Below are 14869 nucleotides of genomic sequence, written 5' to 3' on the forward strand. Positions count from 1 at the left end.
GCGGTTACGGATGAAGTCATTAGCAATCATCTGTCGGGAAAACATACGGTAGGGATTTACCCGCTTTTGTTAGACGAGACCTGTTGGTTTCTTGCGATCGATTTCGATAAAGTCGCTTGGAGGGACGATGTTGAGGCTTTTGCGCTGGCTTGCAAAGAGGTAAAAATCCCTGCAGCAATCGAGCGTTCCCGGTCCGGAGAGGGTGCTCATGTATGGGTTTTCTTTAATCGGCCGATTTCCGCATCGCTCGCGCGCAAACTCGGGTGCGCGCTGTTGACACGAACAATGGAAAAGCGACATCAGCTCGGCCTTGATTCATATGACCGTTTGTTTCCCAATCAGGATACCATGCCTAAAGGCGGTTTTGGGAATCTGATAGCACTTCCACTACAGCTTGAGGCCAAGAAGAATGGGAACAGCTTATTCCTTGATGCGAATTTTGAGCCATATGCCGACCAGTGGTCGTTTCTGTCGAGCATTGATCGGATAGCAGCCGATGACGTTGGTCGGATTATAAAAGAATTGGTCTCGGATGGTGATGCTATTGGTGTACGGGCGAGTTTTCCAGAGGAGGCCGATGATAAACCATGGGCTCTTCCACCTTCAGGCGTAAGACAGCTTAAGTTAACTGACGGCCAGCTTCCAGACAGTGTTTGCATAGTTTTAAGTAACTTGATTTATATTGAAAAATGTGGACTTCCTCCCGCCATGGTTAACCGCCTGGTGAGCCTGACGGCATTTCAAAATCCTGAATTTTATAAAGCCCAAGCGATGCGTCTATCAACGTTTGGCAAACCGAGGATAATAAGTTGTGCTGACGATTTCGACAACTACATCGGGCTTCCTCGTGGTTGTTTAGGCGACGTGCTGGAAACGTTAGCCGAGCATGGCGTTATGGCGGAGTTACTTGACGAGCGTTTTGCCGGAAACCACATTGATGCAGGATTTCACGGTGAGCTAACCCCTTTGCAGCAAGAAGCATCCAACGCAGTATTGGCGCACGACATAGGGGTTATTAGCGCTGAAACTGCGTTCGGCAAGACAGTTATCGGGGCGTGGCTTATCGCTGAGAGAGAGGTCAATACGCTCGTTTTAGTTCATCGGCGGCAATTAATGAACCAGTGGCGGGAGAGATTGGCGACTTTTCTTAACCGATCACCGAAAGAGATCGGCCTTATCGGTGGCGGTAAAGTCAAACCGACTGGCGTAATTGACATCGGGATCATCCAGTCCTTGAACTTCAAGGGTCAGATTAAAGATCTCATTGCTGATTACGGCCAGGTTATCGTAGACGAGTGCCACCACATATCTGCCTTCAGCTTTGAACAAGTGCTAAAGCAGGCGAAGGCAAAATATGTAGTAGGGCTAACCGCAACACCTGTTCGCAAAGATGGCCATCAACCGATCATATTTATGCAGTGTGGGCCCATTCGTTTTCAGGTGAAGGCCAAAGAACAAGCAGAAATGAGGCCTTTTGCACACTATGTGATACCAAGGTTTACAGGTTTTAGAGCACCGACAGACAAAGACGAAAGAGAATTAACGATTCAAGAAATCTATACCGAAATAGCTGGCAACGAGCTACGAAATCGGCAAATCATAGACGATGTCATAAAAAGTTACGAAAGCGGTAGGAGCTGTCTTGTTTTAACTGAACGAACTGCACATGTCGAACTGCTTGCAAAAAAGCTGAGTGAGAGAATCCCCGATGTAATAGCTTTAACCGGCGGCATGGGTGCCAAGGAAACCAAGAAGATGTTGGCAAAGATATCTGAAACGCCGCTCGATAAACAGGTAACTTTAGTTGCTACAGGCAAATACATTGGCGAGGGCTTTGACGAGCCCCGTCTTGATACTCTGTTTTTAGCAATGCCTATTTCATGGAAAGGCACATTGCAGCAATACGCAGGCAGGCTGCACAGATTATACGAAAATAAAAATGAGGTGCAGATATACGATTATATAGATATCCACGTAAGGATGCTTGAAAAAATGTACAACAAAAGACTTAATGGTTATGCCTCAATCGGGTATAAAGTAAAAGGCGACAGTATTGCCGTAGAGTCAATAGATATTATCTTTGACAAGAACAGCTTTTTACCAGTTTATAGCAACGACATTGTGAATGCTGCAAGAGAGGTTTTGATAGTCAGTCCCTTCGTCACCAAAAGACGAGTTGCGCAAATGCTGCAATATTTTGGCGCTATGGTTGGCAGGCAGGTAGAAATAACCGTCATAACTAGGCCGGTCGAAGATTTTAAAGAGAAGGATAGAACGGTCTTAGAGCGCATTTTCGATGTGTTGAGGAATGCAGGTATCAATATAATGTTCAAATCAAATATACATCAGAAATTTGCAGTTATCGACCAAAGGATAGTATGGTATGGGAGTGTAAATCTTTTGAGCTTCGGGAACGCAGAAGAAAGCATAATGCGACTTGAAAGCCCCAATATATCACATGCACTAATGAAAAGCATCGAAGTTCACTCTATCTCCAGCGCCTCAAATCAAAGCTTCTCAAAATAATCCCTTAACTTGTCTAACTGGTACTCGTAGTTCAAATAGTGGCTCATCGCGGCTACACAGTTTTAAGACCGAAAAACGCCTTTCCATAGGCGTTTTTTCATTTCGGGGAACGATGACCCGACAAGGGATTTGAACTGTAATATCTTTACCAGACATAGGTTTATAACCGCATACTCTTTAAGCCAGTTAGCACTAGATTCGCTATCAGTTCATCTCCGTTGTGTCGGACATCTTCTTTCACATAACCTTACGCGCCAAAACCGTCCAGCGCTTCAGTTTTTATCGACGCCTTGATTGGGCCCGCTTCTAATGGCCCAGGCCAAAGATTTTAGGGTTAGTCTTTGGAAACACAGGGTTTAGTTTGTATTGACAGAAGCCGAACGTAAAACTATAATGAATGACGTTCATTCATTTAGGAGGATACTAATGGCTAGAACCAAGAAATCACCGGAGCATTGGCGGTCCGATCTCTTAGCTGCAGCCCAACGATTATTTGCCGAAAATGGCGTTGCTCGTACATCAGTTGGAGCTATTGCGAAGGCTGCCGGAGCGGCGGCGGGTACTTTCTATCTGTACTTTGATTCTAAGGAAGATCTCATCAGAGAGCTTGCAAAGAATATGGCTCAAAAGTATTGCGAAGCCGTCTCTGTAATTGCAAAAACACCTGGCCTTGGGGCTGTCGAAAAACTATTTAAAATACTTGAAATATCTTTTATTTCCCTGGATCAGAGAGATGTGATGGATCACTTCCATAAAGAGCACAGCAAGCTAGTTCATTTCTTGCTGGTCGAAGAAGTGGCTCAGCGTCTGAACCCGGCTTTCGAGGAGATCATCAGCCAAGGTGTAAGTGAAGGCGTTTTTACAACGCAATATCCGAAAGAGAGCGCAGCATTTGTCATAGCGGCGGCGAATGCTATTCCAGACGTTCATGTTCTTACAAAAGATGAAATAAACCAATGGAAAGAAGCTTTGTTGGAGTTCTCGCTAACGGCGCTTGGCTGCGAGGCGACTACGATACTGGATATGAAAAGGAGTCCTAGATGAAAAGGCAGCGCATAAGAAAAGCATTAATTTTAATCTCGTTTCTGTTGTTTCCAGTTACTCTTAATTACTTTTCGCCAGCGTTGATTATCGAGGGCGCAGCGAAGGGAATCGTGGTTGGCAGTTTTATTATCTTTACAGCACTGTTTTTCTTCGCTCTTTTCTTGGGGAGGGCATTCTGCGGTTGGCTTTGCCCAGGCGCTGGTCTCCAAGAAGCATGCTTCGTGGTGCAGGATAAGACGGTGAAAGGCGGCAAGAGAAATTGGATCAAGTACTTTATCTGGGTGCCCTGGATCACGACCATCGCCTTTTTTGCAATCAGAGCGGGTGGGCTGCATTCCATAAAACCTTTCTATCAAATGGAGTCCGGCATATCAGTGACCGATCCTTTTAACTATGTAATATTTTATATCGTCATACTGCTCATTGCCGTACCTGCCTTTGTGACGGGGAGACGAGCATTTTGTCACCGCTTCTGTTGGATGGCGCCGTTTATGGTGATCGGCGATGAGATCGGAAGGCTCTTGAAATTACCAGGTCTTCGTCTGACTTCCGACAGGAACAAGTGTGTTAGCTGCAGGACGTGCACAAAGAAGTGCCCCATGAGTTTGGATGTCAACCAGATGGTCCAGAGGGGCTCCATGACAAACAGCGAGTGTATTCTCTGCGGAACATGTGTTGATGGTTGCTCAAAAGGGGCGATTGCTTATTCATTCAGCGCAGGAAAGCAGATCGCGCGCTAGAATGAAGAGCTTTTTATGAATTAGAAATATATTAAAGCCCCATAAAATATCCCTCCAACCCGTCAACCAGCTCTTTCTGGTTCGAATAGCGTTGGATTAGGCTACATAGTTTTAAGCTTGAAAAAACGCCTTTCTATAGGCGTTTTTTCATTTCTGAAAATGATGACCCAGGAAGAGATTTGAACTTTTAAGTTTTAAGCGCGCTTCGCTGCTAACTATAATCGATTCTTCCAAATGCGCATTGTATAAGTTTCTGGGCTCAGGTCACAGGAATCTGTTGGTGAATTAAAAAAGGGCTAAACATAGTAATTACACAGATAGTCTCATATTAAGCTATCTCTTGTACGTTTAGAAATTTTGAAAAGGGATATAAGGATTAAGCAGTGAGGAAGAGGTAGGAGAATAATATGAAGCGTGGGCATATCTTGGAAGAACAGGCTGATATTCTTAAATTCTTAGGGGTTATAAACAAGAGGAAAACGATAATTATTCTCGGCGCGCTAGTTTGTTTATTATCTGCGATAATAGTGACCGTTCGCATGTCTCCCGTATATGAGGCTTCTGTTCAAGTTTTAGTTTCTCAGAGGCAAGCCACAGGAAATGATCGATCGTCAGGTGAGTCATACCAAGCTGTACTTTTGAGTGAGCGGCTCGCTAAAACCTTTAGCCAGATGATAATAAGTAGAACACTTGCCGAAAAAGTTATAGAAAAATTAGAACTTCCTTTACTGCCAGAAGATTTACAGCAGAAGATAACTGCGGAGCCAGTGAAAGATACCCAGCTTATATTGCTTACAATTAGCGATTCTAACCCAGTTAGAACGAAGAATCTAGCTAATACGTATGCCGTTGAATTAATCAAAATGACTGAAAAAGTCGCATCTTTATCTGAGTCGATAGACGTAAGCATAGTTGAACAAGCCGTAGTCCCACTTAAACCAGTGAAGCCAAAACCCCTTTCGAACGCGATTCTAGCTCTCTTAGTTGGGCTAATAGCAAGCACCGGCCTCGCTTTTCTTTTAGAAATGCTTGATGATACGGTGAAAGAATTAGATGAAATAGAACAGCTTGTTACGCTACCATCCCTCGGTAGGATCCCTTATGTCAGCGATCCATCTCTTCTAGATGACAACAGCTCTATGATTTCAGAAGCGTACAGAAGCCTCAGAACAAATCTCCAGTATCTTAACTTTGATCAATCAATAAGGACGCTCGTAGTAGCAAGTGCCGGTGCTGGAGAAGGCAAGACAACCATTTCATCAAACCTCTCAATTGTGCTTGCACAAGCCGGGCTTAAGGTACTTATAATTGATTGCGACTTAAGAAAACCCAGCTTGGGTGGCATTTTTTGTAAACCGGCCAGTGCCGGGCTCTCCAATGTTTTAGCCGGCGCTTTACGTCCTCATTCCGTTATGTTGGCGACAAACATAGAAGGGTTACGTGTTATAACAAGCGGACCGATTCCTCCGAACCCTGCAGATCTGTTAAATTCTGATCGAATGGATGCACTTCTTGCCGATTTAAGAGACGAGTTTGACCTGATAATTCTAGACAGCCCTCCAATTTTAACAATGGCTGATACCGCGATTCTTGGAGCTAAAGCAAACGCTGTTCTCTTGATAACAAGCCTTGGAAAGACAAAGAAGAGCGAATTAGTTCCGGCTAAAGATGCGCTTGATAAGGTAGGGGCTCGCGTAATCGGTTTTGTAATAAGCAACACAAAAATAGCTAATAAAAGCGGCTATTACCACTACGATGGCTCTTATTCTCAGCGAGCAACGGCACGTAAGAAAAACCGTTTAATCGCTAAGATTAGGGGCAATAAACAAGTCGAACATGACTATTTAATTGCGAAAGTATCAGTAGGTGATTATGAAAAAGAAAAATCAAACGTCACAGCATAGGCCTACTAAGCCATTAGCAATAAGGAACAAAATATTAGTTTTGCTTTCAAGCCTTATCGTGGTTGTGCTCGTTGTAGCCTATGGTGTTGTGCTTGCGACCGACCTCATGGGCGCTAAACATTTTTTACTTCAAGGCAGCGATAACCTGCAGTTGGCTTACCTCGAATCAGAAAAAGCAGAGCTTGGACGAGCAGGGGAGCATTTTAAGCAATCGAAAGATAATTTTTTAAGTGCAAGCAAAATATTAAATCGCCCGAGCGTTAGCATCTTAACCCCAGTACCTGTTGTCAATAAGAATGTTCTGGCTCTTAGGCAACTAACGTCTACCGGCATAGAAGCCACGCTCGCTGGCGACGCGCTTATGCGGGCATCAATGAGTTTCCCGCAGAAAAATGGAAAGATTGACCTTGGTATTAATAATGGACAAATTGATTTACGACCCTTTATCGCCGCAAAACCTTATTTCGACCAGGCTAATTTTCATTCTCTCCTAGCGGTTGCCGAGTATGGAAAGATGCCGAACCCTACATTGCTCTCTTCAATTGAGAGAGCACGAGACGAGCTTGGGCAGCAGTTGCCTAAGCTGAGAAGCATAACCAAGAATGCAAAGCAAGCAGTTGATTCATTGCCGGGTATTCTGGGCGCAAACGGCAAACGGCGGTATTTTCTAGCTGTTCAAAATAATGCCGAGCTAAGGGCAACAGGTGGTCTTATTGGAAGCTATGGCGTGATAACAGTTGAAAATGGCAAGTTCACGCTCGATGCTTTTGATGAAATACATAAGCTTGAGAAGAAAAATCAGCCACCAGTAGACGCACCGGAGGATTTTGTTTCCCGGTATAGCCGTTTTAAGGGAACAAGCATGTGGCTCAATGTCAATATGAGCCCTGATTTTCCTACTGTAAGCAGGCTATTGGTTAAGCTTTATAAGAGCGTGACAGGTGATAGCGTAGACGGCGTAATTAGCGTTGATCCAGTAGCGCTCAAGTATTTACTGGTGGCAATAGGGCCTGTTAAGATTCCGGGGGCGTCTATCGATGTAGATGCCAATAATGTTGTTGATTGGACACTTGTGCAGGCGTATGCGCACTATCCCGAAAACAAGGAACGAAAAGACTTTCTCGCAGATGTTGCAAAAGCTGTTTGGGAGCACATGGTTTCAGGTCAGATTGAGGATAAAACAAAATTTGTAGATCAACTTAGCTTAGCACTTTCTGAAAAGCATATGGCGTTTTTTAGCACGTATGAGCAAGAACAAAAGCTGGCAGAAAGCCTTGGTTATGCGGGTGCGATACTGCCGACATCGGATGATTATCTTCAGGTTTTAATGCAAAACCACGGTGGAAATAAGGTTGATATTTACATGCATGAGAAAATCGATTACTCGATAAACTTGAGACCAGATGGCTCAGGGCTCGCAAAGCTAACAATTAAAATTTCAAACGAAACACCGCTTATCGGCTTGCCGGAATATGTGGCTGGAGAGCATCCATTAGGCGCTAAGGGTGGCTATAGTAATACCTGGCTCAATATCTTTGTGCCGAAAGGCGCCCAATTATTGGTGGCAAAGGAAGACGGAGTAGATAGCGAGGTTGAAGTAGGCTTTGAAAAGGACAAAACCGCCTTCTCACAATACGTAGAAATAGCGCCTAGAGCAAGTAAAACGGTTGATCTCACGTACGAACTGCCCCATGTCTTAATCCCTAATAATGATCGCATAAACTATAGCCTTGATTGGCAGGTGCAGCCAGCCATTAACAAGCCCGACAGCACCTTCAAGGTTATAGCACCTCAAGGGTTTGAGTTCAGCCAATTACCGGCAGACCTAAAAAGAGAAGGAAAAGTAATCTCTTATAATGGAGTGCTTATGAAAGATCAACGGTTTGATTTTTCTCTCGTTGACAATCGTTAAGCAATCGCCTATTGCATAGCGGCCCCGTCATAAAGTGTCTGTAAAAAGGTAGCCGTACACATCTTCAATAAAAGTCCCAAGCCGAAGCCGTGCTGGCAAAATCGATCGAAACCTCGGGATTCGATCTCATCGACCGCATCGGTGAGCGCAAAGTAAAGAGCGCTCTCGATATTCTCACAACGATTCTACGGCAGGAGGAAGAGCACGATAACAAGTACCTCATCGAGCATCTAACGGGAGCTGAGGGTAAAAAACTACCATATTTTGCCGTAGCTAAGCTTAGAGCGCAAAGCCATAATTTCTCAGTGGGCGAGTTAGTTAAGATTTTTAATCACTTGATCGAGGCTGATATCGCACTTGAATCAAGCTCGCACCCCCCTGAAGGAATCATGGAAGACCTGGTTATCAGGTTGGTCGGGTAATTGTATCCTCAATCCTCATTATGGATATCAGCAATGATTATGTTGAAATAAGGGTATATGGTTGAATGTAACCCTAAGGTATAGCTGATTTTACGTACTGAAAGGCGGTAACTTATGGCAAATACGCAGTATGCAGCCGATTTTCTTCAATCTTACGGGCCTCAGCTGCCCATAAACGAGCTGGTAATTGAAATGAATAAGCTTTACCATGCATGTGAGGCAAGCATTTACGATACCCAGCACCCAGAAATACACGACCAGCTTCCTTTGCTTTGGCAAGAAATGATCGAACATAGTTTGCAGCAATACCCAAATCGCGCATGGCGTATTCTTGATATTGGTTGTGGTACGGGGTTTGAAGCTAAACAGCTTATCCAAAACCTACCGCAAGGCAGCATAGAAAGCATTGTATGCTACGATCCATCTTTAGAGATGCTTGATTCCTGCCATTCGGCAATTTCGCCAATCTTTCCAAAGGCGTTCTTTTGCTCTGACCTTGGAGTGGTCCCGGCTAATCAAGGTCCTTATAATTTGCTCGCAACTAACTCATTGCTCCATCATCTGCCTAATCCCAAAGAAACCATTAACCACGTACTGCCTTTGCTTGCGCGTAACGCTATTTGGTTGGCCGGGCACGAACCATCAAATAGGTTCTATAGCAATCGTGAATGCATGGAAAATTATGAACGTTTTCTAGGGGAGAAGAGAAAGAATGAATGGAGGCGATATTTTTCACCAGAAAAATATTTAAGAAGATTCAAGAGGATGGTTGGGCTAGAAAACGATTTCGTTAATCAGATTGCAAATGAGGCGCTTCATAGAGGTTTGTTTAAAAGAAAGCCATCAGCCTCTGCCATCGACCTGCTAGTTGATTTTCATGTCGCACATACAATCGAAGAAGCGGAAGCGGGTCGAGGATTCGATTTTGAAGTTTTGCAGCAGAACTTCGATGGGTTTTGGTGTCTTATCTATGTAAAGTCCTATTCCTTTATGGGTCCTTACTACGAGGGCAACCTAAGCAATAGATGGCTATATTTATGCAGGAATTTAGCATATAAGTTTCCTATGGATGGAGCAAATTTCTGCTCAGTCTGGGCAAGGCAATAATACAGGAAATGCTGTTAAGGTACCCATCATCATTATGTTATCAATCACCTAATTGGGTACTAATCATTGCTCTTTATCAAAGACCGTACCGATGCAGGCGTTATCACACTTATTTATCCCTAAAAACCACTAAAAAACCAATCCCTATTAAACGTTTTAATTTATCGAAATTGGAGAATATTAAGAAATGAGTAATCTAGCCATGATAATATATAACAGCAATATGAACAGTAAATTAGCAGATGATACTGGCAATACGGTCATTTGGCAGATTGTCAACGCCGGTTGAAAATTGACCCCCTGAGAATCATTGACCCACCTCCTTTGCTGAGAGAACGCCGGCTTTTCGTTTGTCTTTAAGCCGGTAGGATTCACCCTTGATGTTGATGGTGACTGAATGATGAAGCAGCCGGTCAAGTATGGCACCGTCAAGTACGTTATCTTGTGCTACCACCTCACCCCAGGCACCGTAGCCTTTATTCGATGTTAAGATCATCGTGCGTCAAAAGGAGGCAAAAGTCCCTATCACCGCTGCGTGATCAAGGCCGCTATTTACAGACGGATTGGGACTTGACCTAGCATAGCAAAGCTTCGCACGAATATTTCACATAATTTGTACACTTGCCTTTTATCTTTTTTGCTTCGGTATCTTTTTTCGAGGTTGTTTTTAGTTTAAGCCCTTTTACGGGATTACGAAGCCATTAACATGGCTTAGTGCTTATTAAAAGACATGCGCTAATACTTGGAAGCACATGTTTAAAAAAGTAGTAAATCGGTTAAATACAGATCGCCGAATATTGTAATATCAATATTTGGTATTACTAAATAGCCATTACCATTGGAAGGGTCAGCTACTAAGAGACATATGAGAAATACTAGGACAAGGTACGGTATAGATAACGATCAAGCCAAGGACGTTCTATTACATCCCGACGTAATTGAGCAAGTAGATGTTGTGGAGCAGATTTCGCCCCAAATTAGAAGCCGGCGAGTTTTCTCTCAGTTGGGTGTAGTGCTGGTTCTAGCTATGGCAGATATTATCACCCTGGCTATGGCCCTCTATCTCGCGATTCTTATTCGCTTACACGCACTGCCTCCATTAGCCAAGGCGTTTACCCCCGGGATTCCTTCAAGGCTTATCGACCAGCTATGGTGGGTTTTAATCATCGGCCTCGCATGTCTCACTTATGAAAATTTATATTCAAAGCGATTGCCGTTTTGGAGGGAGTCTAAGAGATTAGTAAAGTCTATGACGCTGGCTTTTATTCTCATGCTCGCCGTTGTTTCGTTAGGCAAGATGAGCAATGAAGTTTCTCGCACAGTGTTGGTTTTAGGCTATCTTATTTCAATTATTCTATTGCCCCTCGCACGGTTAACAACAAAAACTATTCTAACACGGATTGGTTTTGGAACCCGGTCTGTCCTCATTTTGGGTGCAGGTAAAACCGGCGAATTGGTCGCTCGCATGTTATTGCGGGACCATTTCTTGGGTTACCGTGTCGCCGGTTTCTTGGATGATAATCCAATCAAGCGCGCTAAATACATCCAAGTAAACGGCGCATGTTTTCCCGTTATGGGGACTTTCAGTGACTGTGATCGGATCATGGAGCAAACCGGTGCTCGCCATATTATTATAGCAACCCCGGGAATGTCAGCCGGCAAACTCGTAGCGCTTGTAAACCATCTCCAACGGCAAGCCGATTCGGTAGCGGTAATTCCCGATCTCGTCGGCGTACCGATTATAGGCATCGAAGCTAACTACTCAATTGATGAGCAAATGCTCTCGCTTCATATCCGCAACAATCTTGCAAACCCATTAAAGACGTTTACAAAACGCCTTTTCGATTTAGTCGTAGGCACCATTATCTTGATTGCCGTATTGCCGATTATGCTCCTCATCATGGTCGCAGTCAAACTCGATTCGCCGGGGGCGTCAGTTTTCTCGCACTCCCGTATTGGAAAGGGCGGGACGGCGTTTAAATTCTACAAGTTCCGGACCATGTATGTAAATAACGAAGAGATTCTACAAAAGCATCTTGAGGGTAATCATAGGGCGCAAATGGAGTGGAGGACGTACGCCAAACTCAAAGAGTACGATCCACGTGTCACGCGGGCAGGGAAACTCCTTAGGAAAACAAGCCTCGACGAACTTCCGCAGATATTTAACGTGATCAAGGGAGAGATGAGTTTGGTCGGCCCGCGTCCTTATCTGCCAGGAGAGTTCACCCGATTGGGAACCCATGCCACATCCATTTTGTCGGCCCGACCCGGTGTAACAGGCTTATGGCAGGTCAGCGGCCGCAACAAGATAGATTTTGAAGGCCGGCTAGGCCTCGAATCCTGGTATGTTCGTAACTGGTCCCTGTGGCTAGACATTACGCTGCTCGCTCGAACTTTGGGCGTGGTATTAGCAGGAAAAGGGGCGTATTAATTATCTAGTAAAGATAATTAATATCAAGCGATAGTAGTTTAAAATATTAGGCTTTAAGAAATATATGAAGAGACGGTAAAGAGCATGTCCATTTAACCTATGCCTGTACTGCTAGATCTTAGCGCAATTAGATACAGGTAATACGCTTGGTAAGGCAATAAGCGGCAGGGGAGTTCAATTAATGTCAGAAACATCTCAGGATTTAGCAGTAGAAGCTAGCGTTTTATTAACAGATGAGTTAGAAAATGTTTTTTTGCCTGGGGTAAACCGTAAGCAGACTGCTTCTCAGTTTTTAGCAACGCTAATTCTAACCATGACAGATTTGGTCTGCGTATTAGGTGCTTTTTTCACAGCCCTTATAATACGGATGAAGATTCTGCCTGTTGTTGCTTCAATAAACAATGTAGAAGTACCTAAAATCATGCTAAATCGATTATGGATGACCCTTTCGGTCTATATTCTGTGTCTAACCTATGAAGGTCTCCACACCGAGCGGCTTAGTTACAGGGAAGAGACAAAGCAACAAGTTAAAGCAATTACGTTGGCTTTTATGCTGGCGATCATCTCTTTGGGTCAGCTGGGTGATTATGTCTCACGAACAGTTCTCGTATTGGGTTATCTTATGTTGATTGTCTTATTGCCCGCAGGGAGGCTAATGGCAAAAAAGGTTTTAGCCGGAGCTGGTCTAAGGGATCAACCTGTGATAATGCTGGGGGCGGGTAAGACAGGTAAGCTCGTGGCGAACAGCTTATTGCGAGAAAAATATATGGGCTATCGTATTGCCGGGTTTTTTAATGATCAGATTCTTAAAAGATACCTTGATGCAAACCCTGTAGCCAGGCATGATCGGAATAAGTATGCCTGGCCCAGAGGCTATGACCCTCGGCTAACACGGGTTGGTAGCCTGCTCAGGAAGTTCAGTCTGGGCGAGCTTCCCCAAATCCTTAATGTGCTTAAAGATGGTATGAGTTTGGTTGACCCGTGTCCTTATCCTCCGAGAGAGAGGCTCCGTCTCATTAACCATGCCGCGTACTAAACATATTAAGTTGCCCTACCTTGAACCTGCAGGCATTCAGGATAACTGACTGAGAGTTAGGAATTAGAGATGTTAAAAAAAGAAAGCATTGCTAGATTCTTCGATACCGCGGCGGTCGGGCGAGATCAGGCTATTGAGGAATCTCTGACTGTTAACTATGAACAAATAGTCAGGCAGCAGAAAGTATTGACTTTGGCTGATTTTAAACAAGGTGACCGTGTGCTTGATATAGGATGCGGTAACGGGCGCGATTTATCCGCGCTCGGTCATGGATATCCGCACATCTCGTTAGCCGGCGTAGATTTTTCTCCGGGAATGTTGAGAGAGGCTTCGCGTCGGCTCGCAACCGAAGGTCTTAAAGGCATTGAATTAAAAGTTGCAGATGCATGTGCTCTGCCATTTGATGATAACACATTCGATCTAGTTATCTGCAGTGAAGTTATTGAGCATATTCCGGATTACAGATTAGCGATACATGAAATCTGGCGTGTACTATGCCCCGGCGGCTCGTTAATTGTGACAACACCGAACTGGCAGAGCCTATACGGGGTAGATAGAAAACTGCTGGAATGGATGCGCGTGAGGCGCGGCAAAGAGCCATGGGATCATGAGTATGATTGTTGGAAAACATCAGCGGAAGTTAGGAGTGCGTTAAGGAAGCATGGTTTTAAGATTATCAAGCAAGTAGGCGCATGCTACTTGCCCGGCTTTATCATGTTTAGCAGGTTACCAAAAGTGATTCAGCGTACAGTTATTTATTTTGTCGGTTTGGTTGAGCCCATACTGTCAACGGTATTGCCGGGATTTGGCTATATGATTGGTTTTCTTGCGCGTAAAGATTAGACCTGGACGGCAATATTTATTTCCGTAGCTTACGTTGCTGGTTCGCACTATGGGTGCGGTGTTAATGGAAAGGGGGCTTATTATATGTCAGGAATAGATTTAAATGAGGATCATCAACCTATAGATCATATGCAAATAGATTATCTTCGTCTAGGTTATGCCGAATTCTACGTCCAAGAGAACCAATTTGATCAACAGACTTTAGATGATCTAGCAGATTATTATTGGGCCAACTATGGTTCCTTTCTACCAAAAGATCCAGAAGCACGAATTCTAGATGTGGGCTGTGGCGGCGGTCAATTCTTAAGGTGCCTTGAACAGAAGGGCTATCGCTCGCCTATCGGTGTTGATATATCTTTGAATATGGTTCGGCTTGCCTCTACTGTCGCTAGAAACTCTCAAGTAGATTTAACTGAAGATACCGAGAGATACCTAAAAGAAACAGGGCCATACGATGCCATAGTGATTGATGACGTGCTTGAACACATACCCAAACATCAGACAATCCCGTTTCTGCTCTCAGTTAAAGAAGCCCTTAGGCCGGGTGCAACTCTTTTGATAAAAGTGCCGAATATGGGCGCTCTTTTTGTCGGTCAATCTAGGTATATAGATTTTACTCACGAAGTAGGATATACGCAGGAAAGTCTGCATCAGGTGCTAAAAGATATTGGTTACGTTGATATCACGCTCTGGGCTCCAATCCCTCCGCCGCCCAACTGTCTTACACGCTCTTTGCGAAGAGCGCTGGGTAACTTCCGCAGAGCATTTCTAAGTGCCGCAATCGAAAGAACCTTGGTTTGGGCGGGATATAGTGTACCAAAGATTACATCAGAACTCCTAATGGCCGTAGCAAGGAAACCAGGTCAAGCAACAGATTGAATATCGAACACGAAAGGCAGGAAAG

At 44.3% G+C, this 14869-nt stretch carries 12 protein-coding genes and 1 pseudogene; 11 read left to right on the top strand and 2 right to left on the bottom strand.

Annotation, left to right across the window (positions count from 1 at the left end; genetic code table 11):
* Positions 1 to 69 precede the first annotated feature (69 nt).
* The gene (locus VGK02_05330; protein HEY3374467.1) at positions 70 to 300 is read right to left on the bottom strand and encodes a hypothetical protein; all 231 of its coding nucleotides are present in this window, start codon (positions 298 to 300) and stop codon (positions 70 to 72) included.
* On the opposite strand from VGK02_05330, the gene VGK02_05335 reads away from it, so the two are divergent.
* The 7 genes from VGK02_05335 to VGK02_05365 all read left to right on the top strand — a co-directional run bounded on the left by VGK02_05335 (position 286) and on the right by VGK02_05365 (position 9655).
* Complete coding sequence (locus VGK02_05335) at positions 286 to 2526, top strand: DEAD/DEAH box helicase family protein (GenBank protein HEY3374468.1); 2241 nt, start codon at positions 286 to 288, stop codon at positions 2524 to 2526. The two genes, VGK02_05330 and VGK02_05335, sit on opposite strands and share 15 nt — an antisense overlap.
* 426 nt (positions 2527 to 2952) lie before the next feature.
* A complete protein-coding gene (locus VGK02_05340; GenBank protein ID HEY3374469.1) occupies positions 2953 to 3570 on the top strand; it encodes a TetR/AcrR family transcriptional regulator in 618 nt (205 codons plus the stop codon).
* Positions 3567 to 4310, top strand: coding sequence for a 4Fe-4S dicluster domain-containing protein (locus tag VGK02_05345; GenBank protein ID HEY3374470.1), 744 nt, complete (start codon positions 3567 to 3569; stop codon positions 4308 to 4310). Before VGK02_05340 ends, VGK02_05345 begins: the two co-directional genes overlap by 4 nt.
* A 407-nt stretch (positions 4311 to 4717) precedes the next feature.
* On the top strand, positions 4718 to 6214 hold the full coding sequence (locus VGK02_05350) for a polysaccharide biosynthesis tyrosine autokinase (protein ID HEY3374471.1): 1497 nt from the start codon (positions 4718 to 4720) through the stop codon (positions 6212 to 6214).
* A complete protein-coding gene (locus VGK02_05355) occupies positions 6183 to 8126 on the top strand; it encodes a DUF4012 domain-containing protein (GenBank protein ID HEY3374472.1) in 1944 nt (647 codons plus the stop codon). The genes VGK02_05350 and VGK02_05355 overlap by 32 nt, the downstream gene beginning before the upstream one ends.
* 89 nt (positions 8127 to 8215) lie before the next feature.
* Positions 8216 to 8548 carry a hypothetical protein gene (locus tag VGK02_05360; GenBank protein ID HEY3374473.1) on the top strand — a complete coding sequence of 111 codons (333 nt, stop codon included), beginning with the start codon at positions 8216 to 8218 and terminating at the stop codon, positions 8546 to 8548.
* Positions 8549 to 8662: 114 nt separating this feature from the next.
* Positions 8663 to 9655, top strand: coding sequence for a class I SAM-dependent methyltransferase (locus VGK02_05365; GenBank protein ID HEY3374474.1), 993 nt, complete (start codon positions 8663 to 8665; stop codon positions 9653 to 9655).
* A 307-nt stretch (positions 9656 to 9962) separates the two neighbouring features.
* Here the strand turns inward: VGK02_05365 and VGK02_05370 are convergent.
* Positions 9963 to 10148, bottom strand: a pseudogene (locus tag VGK02_05370) (ATP-binding protein).
* 372 nt (positions 10149 to 10520) lie between these two features.
* Here VGK02_05370 and wbaP point away from each other — a divergent pair.
* The 4 genes from wbaP to VGK02_05390 all read left to right on the top strand — a co-directional run bounded on the left by wbaP (position 10521) and on the right by VGK02_05390 (position 14844).
* On the top strand, positions 10521 to 12086 hold the full coding sequence (gene wbaP / locus VGK02_05375) for an undecaprenyl-phosphate galactose phosphotransferase WbaP (protein ID HEY3374475.1): 1566 nt from the start codon (positions 10521 to 10523) through the stop codon (positions 12084 to 12086).
* Between the two features lie 181 nt (positions 12087 to 12267).
* On the top strand, positions 12268 to 13122 hold the full coding sequence (locus VGK02_05380) for a sugar transferase (GenBank protein ID HEY3374476.1): 855 nt from the start codon (positions 12268 to 12270) through the stop codon (positions 13120 to 13122).
* A gap of 69 nt (positions 13123 to 13191) precedes the next feature.
* On the top strand, positions 13192 to 13965 hold the full coding sequence (locus VGK02_05385; protein ID HEY3374477.1) for a methyltransferase domain-containing protein: 774 nt from the start codon (positions 13192 to 13194) through the stop codon (positions 13963 to 13965).
* Between the two features lie 84 nt (positions 13966 to 14049).
* Positions 14050 to 14844 carry a class I SAM-dependent methyltransferase gene (locus VGK02_05390; protein ID HEY3374478.1) on the top strand — a complete coding sequence of 265 codons (795 nt, stop codon included), beginning with the start codon at positions 14050 to 14052 and terminating at the stop codon, positions 14842 to 14844.
* Positions 14845 to 14869 lie beyond the last annotated feature (25 nt).

Origin of the sequence: Candidatus Aquicultor sp. (genome assembly GCA_036504445.1) — a bacterium.
Lineage (GTDB): Bacteria > Actinomycetota > Aquicultoria > Aquicultorales > Aquicultoraceae > DASXVE01.

Excerpts from the sequence above, each read along its gene's own strand:
- VGK02_05385 (HEY3374477.1), top strand. The coding sequence starts at position 13,192 with ATGTTAAAAAAAGAAAGCATTGCTAGATTCTTCGATACCGCGGCGGTC.
- VGK02_05380 (HEY3374476.1), top strand. The coding sequence starts at position 12,268 with ATGTCAGAAACATCTCAGGATTTAGCAGTAGAAGCTAGCGTTTTATTA.
- VGK02_05340 (HEY3374469.1), top strand. The coding sequence starts at position 2,953 with ATGGCTAGAACCAAGAAATCACCGGAGCATTGGCGGTCCGATCTCTTA.
- VGK02_05350 (HEY3374471.1), top strand. The coding sequence starts at position 4,718 with ATGAAGCGTGGGCATATCTTGGAAGAACAGGCTGATATTCTTAAATTC.
- wbaP (HEY3374475.1), top strand. The coding sequence starts at position 10,521 with ATGAGAAATACTAGGACAAGGTACGGTATAGATAACGATCAAGCCAAG.
- VGK02_05345 (HEY3374470.1), top strand. The coding sequence starts at position 3,567 with ATGAAAAGGCAGCGCATAAGAAAAGCATTAATTTTAATCTCGTTTCTG.
- VGK02_05390 (HEY3374478.1), top strand. The coding sequence starts at position 14,050 with ATGTCAGGAATAGATTTAAATGAGGATCATCAACCTATAGATCATATG.
- VGK02_05365 (HEY3374474.1), top strand. The coding sequence starts at position 8,663 with ATGGCAAATACGCAGTATGCAGCCGATTTTCTTCAATCTTACGGGCCT.
- VGK02_05335 (HEY3374468.1), top strand. The coding sequence starts at position 286 with ATGGAAAAGCGACATCAGCTCGGCCTTGATTCATATGACCGTTTGTTT.
- VGK02_05355 (HEY3374472.1), top strand. The coding sequence starts at position 6,183 with ATGAAAAAGAAAAATCAAACGTCACAGCATAGGCCTACTAAGCCATTA.
- VGK02_05330 (HEY3374467.1), bottom strand. The coding sequence starts at position 300 with ATGTCGCTTTTCCATTGTTCGTGTCAACAGCGCGCACCCGAGTTTGCG.